19 protein-coding genes are annotated in these 11,133 nt (G+C 54.9%); 3 read left to right on the top strand and 16 right to left on the bottom strand.

The window, feature by feature from the left end:
- Nucleotides 1-11 precede the first annotated feature (11 nt).
- The 16 genes from NE609_RS08790 to NE609_RS08865 all read right to left on the bottom strand — a co-directional run bounded on the left by NE609_RS08790 (nt 12) and on the right by NE609_RS08865 (nt 8,153).
- Nucleotides 12-524, bottom strand: a complete 513-nt coding sequence (locus NE609_RS08790; protein ID WP_118358634.1) for a Holliday junction resolvase RecU — start codon at nt 522-524, stop codon at nt 12-14.
- Between the two features lie 184 nt (nt 525-708).
- The gene (locus NE609_RS08795; protein WP_256152297.1) at nt 709-1,326 is read right to left on the bottom strand and encodes a cell wall hydrolase; all 618 of its coding nucleotides are present in this window, start codon (nt 1,324-1,326) and stop codon (nt 709-711) included.
- A complete protein-coding gene (locus NE609_RS08800; protein ID WP_256152298.1) occupies nt 1,323-1,877 on the bottom strand; it encodes a replicative helicase loader/inhibitor in 555 nt (184 codons plus the stop codon). Before NE609_RS08800 ends, NE609_RS08795 begins: the two co-directional genes overlap by 4 nt.
- Entirely contained in the window at nt 1,874-2,605 is a 732-nt protein-coding gene (locus NE609_RS08805) for a hypothetical protein (RefSeq protein WP_256152299.1), read from the bottom strand. Before NE609_RS08805 ends, NE609_RS08800 begins: the two co-directional genes overlap by 4 nt.
- A 50-nt stretch (nt 2,606-2,655) precedes the next feature.
- Nucleotides 2,656-3,162 carry a single-stranded DNA-binding protein gene (locus NE609_RS08810; RefSeq protein WP_256152300.1) on the bottom strand — a complete coding sequence of 169 codons (507 nt, stop codon included), beginning with the start codon at nt 3,160-3,162 and terminating at the stop codon, nt 2,656-2,658.
- Entirely contained in the window at nt 3,152-3,424 is a 273-nt protein-coding gene (locus NE609_RS08815) for a hypothetical protein (protein WP_256152301.1), read from the bottom strand. The genes NE609_RS08810 and NE609_RS08815 overlap by 11 nt, the downstream gene beginning before the upstream one ends.
- A complete protein-coding gene (locus NE609_RS08820; protein WP_256152302.1) occupies nt 3,396-3,797 on the bottom strand; it encodes a DUF3268 family zinc-finger domain-containing protein in 402 nt (133 codons plus the stop codon). Before NE609_RS08820 ends, NE609_RS08815 begins: the two co-directional genes overlap by 29 nt.
- Nucleotides 3,794-4,333: a hypothetical protein gene (locus NE609_RS08825; protein WP_186963031.1), complete on the bottom strand. Its 540-nt coding sequence runs from the start codon at nt 4,331-4,333 to the stop codon at nt 3,794-3,796. The genes NE609_RS08820 and NE609_RS08825 overlap by 4 nt, the downstream gene beginning before the upstream one ends.
- Nucleotides 4,330-4,941, bottom strand: coding sequence for a hypothetical protein (locus NE609_RS08830; protein ID WP_256152303.1), 612 nt, complete (start codon nt 4,939-4,941; stop codon nt 4,330-4,332). The genes NE609_RS08825 and NE609_RS08830 overlap by 4 nt, the downstream gene beginning before the upstream one ends.
- Nucleotides 4,942-5,898 carry an ATP-binding protein gene (locus tag NE609_RS08835; RefSeq protein WP_256152304.1) on the bottom strand — a complete coding sequence of 319 codons (957 nt, stop codon included), beginning with the start codon at nt 5,896-5,898 and terminating at the stop codon, nt 4,942-4,944.
- Nucleotides 5,899-5,912: 14 nt separating this feature from the next.
- Complete coding sequence (locus NE609_RS08840) at nt 5,913-6,170, bottom strand: hypothetical protein (RefSeq protein WP_256152305.1); 258 nt, start codon at nt 6,168-6,170, stop codon at nt 5,913-5,915.
- Entirely contained in the window at nt 6,170-6,550 is a 381-nt protein-coding gene (locus tag NE609_RS08845) for a DUF3846 domain-containing protein (RefSeq protein ID WP_256152306.1), read from the bottom strand. Before NE609_RS08845 ends, NE609_RS08840 begins: the two co-directional genes overlap by 1 nt.
- Nucleotides 6,550-6,768, bottom strand: coding sequence for a hypothetical protein (locus NE609_RS08850; RefSeq protein WP_118729333.1), 219 nt, complete (start codon nt 6,766-6,768; stop codon nt 6,550-6,552). The genes NE609_RS08845 and NE609_RS08850 overlap by 1 nt, the downstream gene beginning before the upstream one ends.
- Nucleotides 6,765-7,079, bottom strand: a complete 315-nt coding sequence (locus NE609_RS08855) for a hypothetical protein (RefSeq protein WP_256152307.1) — start codon at nt 7,077-7,079, stop codon at nt 6,765-6,767. Before NE609_RS08855 ends, NE609_RS08850 begins: the two co-directional genes overlap by 4 nt.
- Before the next feature lie 459 nt (nt 7,080-7,538).
- The gene (locus NE609_RS08860; RefSeq protein ID WP_256152308.1) at nt 7,539-7,904 is read right to left on the bottom strand and encodes a BRO family protein; all 366 of its coding nucleotides are present in this window, start codon (nt 7,902-7,904) and stop codon (nt 7,539-7,541) included.
- A gap of 48 nt (nt 7,905-7,952) precedes the next feature.
- The gene (locus NE609_RS08865; protein ID WP_256152309.1) at nt 7,953-8,153 is read right to left on the bottom strand and encodes a helix-turn-helix transcriptional regulator; all 201 of its coding nucleotides are present in this window, start codon (nt 8,151-8,153) and stop codon (nt 7,953-7,955) included.
- Between the two features lie 178 nt (nt 8,154-8,331).
- On the opposite strand from NE609_RS08865, the gene NE609_RS08870 reads away from it, so the two are divergent.
- From NE609_RS08870 to NE609_RS08880, 3 genes are all read left to right on the top strand, one after another.
- Nucleotides 8,332-8,709: a helix-turn-helix domain-containing protein gene (locus NE609_RS08870; protein WP_256152310.1), complete on the top strand. Its 378-nt coding sequence runs from the start codon at nt 8,332-8,334 to the stop codon at nt 8,707-8,709.
- Between the two features lie 232 nt (nt 8,710-8,941).
- A complete protein-coding gene (locus NE609_RS08875; RefSeq protein WP_256152311.1) occupies nt 8,942-9,355 on the top strand; it encodes an SWIM zinc finger family protein in 414 nt (137 codons plus the stop codon).
- Nucleotides 9,356-9,572: 217 nt separating this feature from the next.
- Nucleotides 9,573-11,133 (top strand): recombinase family protein (locus tag NE609_RS08880; RefSeq protein ID WP_256152312.1); only part of this gene is annotated, 1,561 nt, incomplete at its 3' end.

Consider the following 11,133-nt stretch of genomic DNA (forward strand, 5'->3'; position numbering starts at 1 on the left):
CTCCTTTCAATTCAGTTGAGCAGGAGCAGCGTGCCATTCCACGCCGTCTGCACTTGATATTTCTCCAAGTCGGCCTCCGTCACATACTTGCGGCCGAAGTGGTCTTTCATGGTCTTCCAGATGTCCCAGGGGACGCAATAGACCATGCCGGAGCTGAAACCGGCGATGACAAAGCAGCGAGCGCCGAGCGCCTGATGCCTGTCCATATAGTCCTGCTGGCTCTGGAGGACGCGGCTCTGCTCCATTCGGTCGGCGGCGGTGAATTTCGCCTCGAACATGACCGTCCTGCCGCCCTTGATGGTGCCTTTATAGTCCGGCTGTGCCTGCTTTTCGTAGTAGGCGATGAACTTGCCATTGCCGAGATTTTTCGTGGGGTGCATCGGTTCCGGCGTCTTTTCGATGATCGCAAAGCCTTTCTGCGCGTAGTAGGCAAAGGAATCGTCGATGCGGCTCTCAAACTGCTTGCCGCGGGCTTTTGCAATCTTGCCGAGCAGCTGGCGCTTCGGGTCTTTCTTCTCAGTCATGAGAGATACCCTCCCAGCCATAGCCCACCGGCGAACATTCCCAGCCCGATGCAGCCTTGCCGGAGTATCTGGCTCATGGGGATAAGGTTGCAATCGCTGGCTCCAGCAGTTCCGAGGACCAGGAGGAAGCCGAGCGCGGCGATGATGCCGCAAGCTTGCCGAAATCTCTTTCGCGTCATGCTCGTTACCTCCAGATGTATTCGCGGCAGAAGATGTGATCTCCGATCTGCCCCCATACACGGTCGTTCTCTCCATTGCGGGAGAAAAAAACCACGTCGGCGTCAAGGATCGTGTCTCCATACAGAGCGCCGTTGATGGCGTCATACTGCGCTTGCGTCGGCGTCGCGGTGCTGACCGCGTAGATGGTGGAGAACTGGGGAACATCGCCGTCCTCTCCTTGGTGCAGCACATCGTGTACTGAGTCCGGGAAAGCGGAGTGCAGCACGCGGTTGAAAACGACTTCGACAACGGCCTGCTGCCCCTCGGCGCTCTGATTGCCGGCTTCGAGGAATACGACCGCAGCCAGCTCTGCCAGCTCCTCGTCAGTCATTTCGATGTTGACATACCGAGCTGCACGGGCGGGACGATCTTCGGCCCAGGTAACTTGCTCAGCCTCGGTCTTTTCTACCTCTAAAAGCCTGACAGGTGCTGTCGTTGCTGGGTTTTCTAACTTGCCGGTCATTTGTGCTGACGCTGCGGTTTCCTCGCTGACACTAATGCGGAGAGCTACGATGCAGGCTAAAACTGCGAGCAGGCAGATAAGCGGCGCCGGCGAAGCCCTCCTTTTTCTTCTTCGTTTCATGTTTTCCCTCCTATCTGCTTCATGCCCAGCCCGACCGCTTTGCGCGGCCCGCTGTTGAGCGCGCTTGTCTGCCGGATGATCGTTTCATATGCGGACTTGAAACCGTCGTAGTTGTAATACTCGTATGTCTTTACGGTGCCGTCGCCAAAGGTGCGCTCTCCTGTTGCAATCAACCGAGAGGGGCCACCCATAGCCTCAATGACGCGCCTGATATCCGTTCCCTCCGGCAATCTTGCCACAGCCTCCTCCGGCGTTTTCCCAAGGCCCATATCGAGCTTGAGGTAATTCCACGCCTGGTCAATCCGCGCCCTCACTTCGGCCTGTACCTTTTCGGCTTTTTCCTTGAATTCTGCGATAGTCGGCGGGAATTTACACTCGCGCACCAACTTTACAACAGCCTGCTGCCCCGTCCAGAAGTCGATCTCCGGCAAGCAGGTCACCCACAGATTGATGGTGGGGCCGAGCTTTGCGATGCCGCCCTTGAAAACCTCTGCATTCGGATAGGCAAGGAGCATCACGGCGAATATCTCGCTCATTTCCTTGTGCGTCATAGGATTTCCTCACTGGCGTACATCTGGTGGAGCTGCTGCAGGTCGTCCATAGCGCTCCCACTGGTGCTCGGTCGGCTGCCGTTGCCGGCACGGATGCCCCAGCGTTCACGGCTGCACTTCCGAATGACAAGATTCCAGTCGCGCCACTTGTTCTTGTTGCCGTGCATTTGAGCGGACTCGTCTATGTAGTCGATGCAGCGCGTCAACTCTTCTTCGCCGAGGTCGTCGATCAGCCGGGCGTATTCCTCTTCGGTGAGCCGCACCCATCCATGCGCGCCGTGCTTATGGCGGGGGACCTCGGGGCGGTCATCTTCGGCGGCGTTATACTGCGCCGTTACGGTAGAACGCTCATTGTAGCGCGCAGCCAGGTACTCGCGGAAACGATCGTTCTTGACCTTGCGAATCTCGCCCAGCAGCGGCTTGTTGAGCTTTTCGGACGTCGACCAGTTGTATCGACACCAGTTAAGGATCAGCAGCTCCTTGGTCTGCGCGCTGTACCGAATGACATTGTGCGCGCTATCCAGGCGTTTCAGCAGGCGTTCCACGGTATCGTTGTTGTACCCTGTCTCGTTGGCAATTTGCTTGATGCTGACCTCGTAACAGCCGCAGAGATTGGTGTGCGGATTGGTCATGCAGTAGAGATAGATGTACCGATCCTCGGGCGTAAAGTCATCGACGACCTTGCTGTCCGTCCAAAAGTCCATGCTGATATTCCGATAGCTCGCCATAGTTTTCACCTCCTTCGGTGGGCTGTCGCCCGGTTTCCCGGGCGACCATATCAGAACGGAAGCTCGCCGTCGTCCTCACTGACTTCCGCAAAGTCACCGCCGTAATCCGACGTAGGATAGCCTCCGGAGGACGCGCCATAGGAGGAGCCGCCCGGCGCACCGTAGCTCGGCCCCTGCTGGGGGTAGCCTCCCTGCGGAGCATAACTACCTTGCGGATAACCGCCGCCGTCGCCGTCGCGTTTGGAATCCCCAAAGTAAATATTGTCGGCTACAATCTCGGCGGATCGGCGCTTGTTGCCGTTGTTGTCCTGCCAGTCGCGGATCTGCAGCCGCCCCTCGACGACCGCCATGCGTCCCTTGCTGAAATATTTGCAGACGAATTCAGCGGTAGTTCGCCAGGCAACGATGTCGATGAAATCCGTTTCCTTTTCCCCGGACTGGCTTTTGAAGTCGCGGTCGCAGGCGACGGAGAAGCTGGTCACAGAAAGGCCGGACTGTGTACGGCGCAGTTCCGGGTCACGGGTCAGTCGGCCCATGACAACAATCTTATTCAGCATCGTTTCCCGCCTCCGGTGCTCCCTCGGCATTGAGGGCAGTCGCCGACACTTTCAGCCATGCCGCTTTTCTTGCCTTCTGAATGGCGGCGAGAACTCTGTCGACATTGTAGCTGTTCTCTCCCTTAATGGTCGCTTCCAGCACATCACGCTCCGTTTCGGCGCGGATCAGCTCCTCGTAGCGATCCTGCGGAACGAGGACAAAGCCGGGGTCAAGCATCAGGTCAGCGACCAGCTCAGAGGGGGTCTTTTTGGTATCTTCCATAACGGTCTCCTTTCGTTTCTTTCTCAATGATTTCGATGGCCTTGCGGCACTGGCCGACATCAAACATTCCGATGTGGGTCTTCTCCACGGGCAAGCCCATCTTCTGGGCAAGCCACGCATAGGCCGCATTGCGATGGCCGCGAAAGCGGCCATACTTCCACAGAGGGTCAAATACGGCGTGTGCAGCCTTTTTCCAATTCCGCAGTTCCGCATTGGCAAGGCGGCCGAGGGGCTTATCCGTCCCCTTATGCACACCGACGTATGCCATGCAGTTCCGGCAGAGATAGATTTTGCCGTAACTCTTGCCGTAGATGACCTTGCTGTCGACATACTCAGTCTCTCGACCGCAGTAGTCACAATAAACTTTCCTCACGGATGCCATGCCTCCTTGTATCTGGCGATCTGCTCTGGGGTGTCGGTTTCGATGCCGACCTCCTGGCACTCGGAAATGATGCCGTCCAGAAAGACGCTCATTTCTTTCGTGGAATATTCGCTGGTGCCTTTGATCGCCCGGTAATGAATGAACTTCTTCCCCTCGACATAACCGACGCCGGTTTCGGCGTAGTGCCGCGCCACCAGCGCGGGAGGGACGCCCTCCCGCAGGGAGAACAGCACCTTGCACTCGTTTCCGGCCTCGTCGGTGTATGTCTCGCCGGTGCCGTAGCGCCGGAGCATTTCCTCGTAAACGGAGTCCTTGTCCGACTTCACCGCGACGGCCAGCTTCTCAATCAGCGACCATGCGTAGTTGTTCGCGTTGAGACTTCGGGGGATGACGCGCCTTTTGATGGAGAATGTGATCTCCTGATCGCCGAGCGCGTCCCACAGCTTCTTGCAGCTCTCTCTGGTCGTGATGGTCAGCACGCTTTCTCCGGTGCGGGAGAACGACCAGTCTTTCAGCTTGCCGTTCATAGCGTCGCCCACTTCTCCTGGTATACCTGCATCAGATCCACCGCCCGGAGCCAGTCGAAGAAGTCGGAAATGACAGGGAAGATGCTGGGAGCGTCCTCACGGAAGTATGTTTCCGGCCATACATCGCGCCCGTTGCTGGCGATGTAGGTAAACTGCCGTGCTTCGGGGATTAACTCGAAGTAGGTGGGGTGCTGTGTGCTGGAAAAGAACTTGCCGGTGTCGTAGCTCTTGGTGAATTTGATGTCGATGATCTCCCCGGCTTTCAAGCAGTCCAGACGGCCATACAGAAGAAGGCTCATACCGCCGACCTCCACAATCTTCTTGGCTTTGTACTGGAGGACGCCACCGGCGCAGCGCCGGGCGACCTTTTCTGCGGCGGCATACCACGGATCGTTGGGATCGGCGCGGCCGTTGATGATGTCCGTCACCATGTCCTCGAACTTGATGCCGTTCTGCATGGCCTCCGTGGTCGGCGTCGGCTCACGGCGCAGCGTCTGCATGAATTCGCCCATCGGATCGCGCTCTGTCGTCATGTCCTCGTAGGGGTTTTCTTTCATGGTGTAGAGCCAGGATGCCAACAGGGAATGGGTCATCAGGTAGCGTCCCATTTACTCCGCCTCCTTTGCCTCCTCGGGCGCGGGCGTGTATTTCTTCAAAACCTTGTCGAAGAACAGGCCGCATTCCTTGATCTTTTTGTTCCAGAGAACTCCCAGCTCCTTGTTGGAGGTCAGCGCGTGCTTAATGGCCTGATATTTCGGCATGGCAGCGTTGGCGGTGTCTGCATCGACAATGCCGGCGATGATGGCCGAGCCCTCAACCATCGCGGCCTCGTATGCCGCCTGATTGACTGCGTTCTGCTCGACCTCGGCGGTGGCCTTGGCGTTGTACTCGGCGAACAGCTTCGTCAGGAAGTCGTTAGGGCTGGTCGGGCCGAGTGCGGGGATTTTGCGAATGCCGGAGATACCGCGCGTCCCCTTGGCGAAATACCTCTCGCAGTTGGAGAAGCCGATGGTGCGGTCATTGCCGTAAATCTCCACGAAGCCGCCCAGGTCCATAGGCTCCCAGACGTTGTTTTTCGTCTGGCCCTCGACCTTGATACGGAGGCGGGTGTTGTCGCCGTCCTTTTCCTCCGTGGCGTGGAACACGATGACGATGTTCTTCTGCAGCTCATAGAAGCAGTAGTCCATCAGCCGGACGAATTCCTTGCCGACAAAGCCGTAGCCTTTGAGGGAGAGGCTGCCGTCGCGCTGGCCATACTTCGGGTCTTTCTTGATGGCCCACAGGGACATCAGCGAGATCAGCTTGCCGCCGGTATCGAAAACCAGCGTGTCGAAGTCCTGAAGATTGATGGGGGTGAGATCGCCGAGGATCTCGTCGTAGCTCTGGGGCTGGATGTACGGCTTGCGGTAGCGCGGCTCGATGCGGTCGATACCGAAGTCAACGTCGATGTGCAGGGGATTGGGGGCGGACAGCGCCAGAGTGGATTTTCCGATGCCGGGATAACCGGCGATCAGCATGCGGATTTTCTTCGCGCCCTCCTGGATGTCATTCGGGTTTCTAATCATGGTGATAGCTCCTTTCAGTTGGTAGCGGCTTCGCGCCGCAGAGTGATGATTTCGTGGCACCGGAAACCGAAATTGCTTTCCCGGTACATTTCGGTCAGCTTGAACTTCTCCTCGTCATAGATGCTGGAGCAATTCACTAAGCCCTCGGTCTTATCGGGGTGATAGGCGCGGAATGCAGCACAGGCCGCGTGAGCGTCCGGGGCTTCGACCTCAGTCCAGCCGCCGAAAAACGGCTGACCGTCCGTGCCGTAGGTAAAATAGAACTTTGCCATTATCGCGCCTCGCTTTCCCACTTGATGCCGCCGCCGCTCAGACTGACGGCCATTGCGCCGAGGAATTTGACGTCGTCCTCGTCCAGCCCGATAAAGTCTCTCTCGCCAGGCGTGGTGAAGCCTTCTTTGAGAATCACGATGTTTCCGACAATGGGATTTCCGTGGCACACGGTATCGTAGAGAATGCAGCCGAACAAATTGAGCGGCAGACCGTGCAGCAGTCCTTCCTCGTTGACGACCATGCAGAACGGATCGGGCAGGCCCTTCGGGTGTACGACCTCGATCCATCCGCCGACAGCCTTTCCGATGGTCTCATAGGCAGGCTCGCCGAACTCCCTGACCTGCATCTTGTTTTCGGTAGTGATAACCAGTCCTTTCATCAATGCTCCTTTCCGGGGAAGCACTCCGGCTCCTCCCATGCGTCGGACTGCTTGATGCAGATATCGCAGCCGACGATATTCAAATCTTTGTCTCTGAAAATTTCCTCGCACTCTTCACCACAGACAGGGCAAATCGGGAAGGTCGGCTCCTTGCCGTCCGGGTAGCCGGTGCGCTCCATGTTTTGGATAACGGGGTGGTCTGGCAGATCGTAGTTCATTCGGTTTCACCTGCCTCTGCGATGTAGCGGCGGACGGTGGCGGTCAGCCAGTCCTGTGTGGTGGCGTAGCCCTCAGCCTCTATCAGCCGTTGCAACGCCTCGTAGTCGGCGGTTTCGAGCCTTGCCGAGATACGACAGGTCAGCCGGTGCGCGTCCTTTTTGACCGCTTTGCGGCCCTCTGCCAGCTCCGGCGCGAAGTGCGCGTAGAGCGCCGCCATCGCGTCTGGCCGCAGGCTCACGCCGTAGGCGTCTCCGTTCTCGCACTTGCTTTGAACGGTCTTGTCGTACTTTGGGTAGATGGCTTGTACCACCGCGACCATATCCTTGGCCGGTATCTGCTTGGAAAGCCGGAGCTCTCTCAGCTCTTCAGCCACGGTCGCACCTCCTTTGTTCTTGACGCGGCTCGACCCGGCTGGTAAACTGTGTACGGGTATCCATTTGCCTGAGTCCGTTCCCGTTGCGCCGGGGCGGACTCTTTTTTCGTTTCCGCGCGGCAATCACAGGCCTCGCCGGGGTCGTTATTACTGCCGCAGTAAGGGCAAGTCCGGTAATATGCCATCTTCATCACTCCTTTCACTTAGCGGCATTGGCCGCTTTTCTGGCGGCAATACGGGCATCTAACCACTCAGCGTTTCCCGGTATCGCCACAAATGCATTGAACCTTTCGAGGGTCAGCGCGCAGAGCCGATGTCGTACGCTTTCGGGAATTGCTGATGTGTCAATGTGAATATCGTCCGTCAGTTCACCTTCGATTGATATTGGGCGGGCAGTCATTGTGTATCAGCCCCTTTGCCGAAGATTTCTTTGTCGGCCCACTTTTGAAAATCAGCGGCGTCGCGCTTGTTGGCGAACAGCGAAAATCTGAGCAGTCCGCGCCGGTTGATGCACACGGCAAGCGTGTTTTTTAACCCGATATCTAACTTGCGCTTTTCCTCCGGATCGACTTTTTTGCTTTCGTGATTGGGGTTTTTGTAGCCAAGTGCCTTGCAAATATCAGCGAAAACAATCCACCTGTCACCTTCGGCATCGAGGCTTCTAATTGAATTCCTGCCGTAGCTACAACTGTGAACGCGAGAGGCGATCTGCAACAAATCGTCGGTCGAGATATTCCTTCGCGCCCTTGCTGCGTAGTCCATGTTTTCCCTCCTTTCAGCGAGATTGTTTTACTCGATGTGTCCAAACCTTTAGACATCATCTGCAAAAAAAAGTTCTCCGACGGTCGTATCCAGCGCGGAAGCGATCCTTTTCAGGATCTTCGTTGATGTGTTGCGTTCGGAATTGTTCTCCAAGCTTGAGATTGTAGCGCGACTAACTGCGCTTTTTTCAGCAAGCTCTTCCTGGGACATCTTCAGGAACTCCCGACGCTCTTTAATCTTGCACCCCATTCAATTCACCTCCTCTGTTGTTTACCGTCTAAAACTTTAGACAAGCAGATAATACACTATGCCCTCCGGCGTGTCAAGTGGTTTTGACGAAAAATGAAAAAAATTTTAGACATCAAGATTGACATTCCTCGTACTATATTGTAAAATCTATTAGACAAAACGAGGGAGGTCTAAAGCAATGACACTATCGGAATTGATCATCGAATATCGGAATGAGCATGGGCTTTCCCAGCGGCAAATGGCCTCTCAGTGCAAGCTTTCCACCGGATACATTTCTTTGATAGAAAAGGAAACTAATCCGCAGACAGGAAAGCCGATGGTCCCATCACTTGCCGTCTTAAATAAACTCGCAAAGGGCATGGGGATAACTTTAGACAAGCTTCTTTCTGTGTGCGATGATATGCCGGTAGATATCAGCGCAACAGAAAAGACCGTCCTTGATGAGAAGGACGGCCTTGACATTGAAATCGCAGAAATTATTCTATCTCTTTCGGAAAGCAAGAAACAGGAGGCGTTACGGTATCTCCGGTATCTCGCAGCGCAAGAAGAAAACTAAGAAGAGTCTCTTTCTCCTCAATCGACATAGCGCCAAGAATACGCAATAAGGCCAGCAGCTCTTTTGTCGTAGCCATACACGACACTCCTTTGTTTAGATTTACTGTCGGCAGTGAAGCTATTATATCAGACCGTACGGCAATTTTGTGAGAAAAGATAGATTATCACTTCCAGCAAGCTTCGACAGCCGGTATGCTATATACGGGCGAAGTTGGATGACAGGGAGGTTCATTATGGCAATCCTGGCAATTTTCTTTATCGGCGTAACATTAACCATCGCAATTGTTGGCACGATGTTGCACCGCGCCGCAAAAGAAGAAAAGGAGCGTCAGCAGGAAACTATACAAGCGAAAACTGCGATTTATCGCAAGTTCGCGGAGGACTTTGCAAAAGTCGGATGGCCTGCGTGGGGATATGTAACTCACCTTCCTCCCGAGCAGCGGAGCCGGATGGAAAAAGGCATATATTCCAAGCGCATGAAACTTCTGAACTACGACCCGGAAATGCATACAGCCTGCGTCCTTGGAGAGCACGGTGAGACGTATGACATCGACGTATCCGGGTGTTCATGCCCTGATTTCAGAAAAAGGGGCCTCCCTTGTAAGCATATGTACTTCGCGGTTATAGAGATTTCCGATAAGATTTAACCCTATCGATACAGGTATATATGGTATCGCACGCAAACTTTTTGTGAAAATCATCATGGTATACCGTAGTGATACATCGCGTGCGCGCGTGCGTGTGCGCGCGATCGTGCGCGCACTGTCTCTGTACCTGTATCTGTATCTGAGACTGTATCTGTAATCTGTTTCTGATTCTGAATATCTACTACTGCAAATCTATCGTTAGAAGGGGGTGGCGCTGTTGCCGAAAAAAACTGCAAAGCACCCGGCCAAGCCGAAGCGGGGCAAGAAGCTGGAAATCGAAGAACCGGGCGTTCTCTATGGCCGGTATAGCAGCCACAACCAGAAGGACATCAGCATTGAACAGCAGTTTGAGAAATGCTATGAGCTGGCGGCGGAGTATGGCATCAGGATCATCGACACCTATGCCGACCGTGCCGTTTCCGGCCGCACAGACAAGCGGGTAGATTTTCAGCGCATGATGGCCGATGCCGCAAAAGGGAAGTTCTGCTATGTGCTTGCGTGGAAGTCAAACCGTATAGGCCGCAATATGCTGGAGGCACTTGTCAACGAAGCACGGTTTCAGGAGCTGGGCGTCCGCGTTCTCTATGTGGAGGAGGATTTCGACGACACTGCGGCCGGGCGCTTCGCCGCCCGCTCGATGATGAATGTCAATCAGTTTTATTCCGAGAACATGGCCGAGGACATCAAGCGCGGTCTGTACGACAACGCCGCAAACTGCATGGTGACGAACGGCCATCTGCCTTACGGCTATAAAGCGGACGAAACGCTGCACTATGCCATTGACGAGCCGAAGGCTGCGGTTATCCGGGAGATCTTCACGCGCGTTTCCTGCGGCGAGGCATTCGTTGATATCATGGCCAGTCTGAATGATAGAGGCATTACAACCTCGTATGGTCGTCCGTGGGGGCGGTCGAGCTTTCAGAAGATCCTTTCCAACGAGAGATACCGCGGCATTTATATCTACGGCGATGTTCGCATTGAGGGCGGCATCCCGAGGATCGTCAGCGATGAACTCTACTTCAAGGTCCAGGAGGCGATTACCACGAAGAAAAATCCACAAGGGCGTCACCGCGTCAATGGTGACTATCTTCTCACCGGCAAGCTGTTCTGCGGGCATTGCAAAAGTCCCATGACCGGCATCTCCGGCACAGGCCGGGCAGGGAAGCTGCACTTCTACTATGTCTGCCAAAAGAGGCGGACCGAGAAAACCTGCCACAAGAAGAATGTTCGCCGCGATGTGATCGAGCTGAAAATCGCAAAGGCAATCCGGGACTACGCACTTAAAGATGACATAATCGAATGGATCGCGGATAGTTGCGTAGAAGATTATGATCGTAGAGTGTCAGAAAGTCACCTTAGCGTGTTTGAGGATCAACTCGCAGAAGTTAACCGCAGCATAAAGAATGTCATGTCGGCAATTGAGAAGGGTATTATCACGGAGACTACGAAAGGCCGTTTAATGGAGTTGGAAGCAGAGCGCACCGCCATAGAAGGGAAGATATGCGCCGCAAAAGCGGCTATTGTGCCTACCAATCGGGAAAGACTCGTCGAATGGCTCCGTAGCTTGCGCGAGGGAGATGTGCATGACAAGAAGTATCAAGCTGGACTGTTTGACACATTCCTTGTTGCGGCCTATCTATACGACGATAACCGCGTGAAAATTGTGTTCAGCTTTGCCGGTGATAAGAATACGATTGAGATCCCGCTGGAAGATGTCATAGACAGCATAGATGACGAGGCGTCATGTGTTCGTCTTAGCTCCACTTTGAGCCACCAAA

Origin of the sequence: Anaerotruncus sp. DFI.9.16 (genome assembly GCF_024461615.1) — a bacterium.
Lineage (GTDB): Bacteria > Bacillota > Clostridia > Oscillospirales > Ruminococcaceae > Anaerotruncus > Anaerotruncus massiliensis.

Excerpts from the sequence above, each read along its gene's own strand:
- NE609_RS08790 (WP_118358634.1), bottom strand. The coding sequence starts at position 524 with ATGACTGAGAAGAAAGACCCGAAGCGCCAGCTGCTCGGCAAGATTGCA.
- NE609_RS08795 (WP_256152297.1), bottom strand. The coding sequence starts at position 1,326 with ATGAAACGAAGAAGAAAAAGGAGGGCTTCGCCGGCGCCGCTTATCTGC.
- NE609_RS08800 (WP_256152298.1), bottom strand. The coding sequence starts at position 1,877 with ATGACGCACAAGGAAATGAGCGAGATATTCGCCGTGATGCTCCTTGCC.
- NE609_RS08805 (WP_256152299.1), bottom strand. The coding sequence starts at position 2,605 with ATGGCGAGCTATCGGAATATCAGCATGGACTTTTGGACGGACAGCAAG.
- NE609_RS08810 (WP_256152300.1), bottom strand. The coding sequence starts at position 3,162 with ATGCTGAATAAGATTGTTGTCATGGGCCGACTGACCCGTGACCCGGAA.
- NE609_RS08815 (WP_256152301.1), bottom strand. The coding sequence starts at position 3,424 with ATGGAAGATACCAAAAAGACCCCCTCTGAGCTGGTCGCTGACCTGATG.
- NE609_RS08825 (WP_186963031.1), bottom strand. The coding sequence starts at position 4,333 with ATGAACGGCAAGCTGAAAGACTGGTCGTTCTCCCGCACCGGAGAAAGC.
- NE609_RS08830 (WP_256152303.1), bottom strand. The coding sequence starts at position 4,941 with ATGGGACGCTACCTGATGACCCATTCCCTGTTGGCATCCTGGCTCTAC.
- NE609_RS08835 (WP_256152304.1), bottom strand. The coding sequence starts at position 5,898 with ATGATTAGAAACCCGAATGACATCCAGGAGGGCGCGAAGAAAATCCGC.
- NE609_RS08840 (WP_256152305.1), bottom strand. The coding sequence starts at position 6,170 with ATGGCAAAGTTCTATTTTACCTACGGCACGGACGGTCAGCCGTTTTTC.
- NE609_RS08845 (WP_256152306.1), bottom strand. The coding sequence starts at position 6,550 with ATGAAAGGACTGGTTATCACTACCGAAAACAAGATGCAGGTCAGGGAG.
- NE609_RS08850 (WP_118729333.1), bottom strand. The coding sequence starts at position 6,768 with ATGAACTACGATCTGCCAGACCACCCCGTTATCCAAAACATGGAGCGC.
- NE609_RS08860 (WP_256152308.1), bottom strand. The coding sequence starts at position 7,904 with ATGGACTACGCAGCAAGGGCGCGAAGGAATATCTCGACCGACGATTTG.
- NE609_RS08865 (WP_256152309.1), bottom strand. The coding sequence starts at position 8,153 with ATGGGGTGCAAGATTAAAGAGCGTCGGGAGTTCCTGAAGATGTCCCAG.
- NE609_RS08870 (WP_256152310.1), top strand. The coding sequence starts at position 8,332 with ATGACACTATCGGAATTGATCATCGAATATCGGAATGAGCATGGGCTT.
- NE609_RS08875 (WP_256152311.1), top strand. The coding sequence starts at position 8,942 with ATGGCAATCCTGGCAATTTTCTTTATCGGCGTAACATTAACCATCGCA.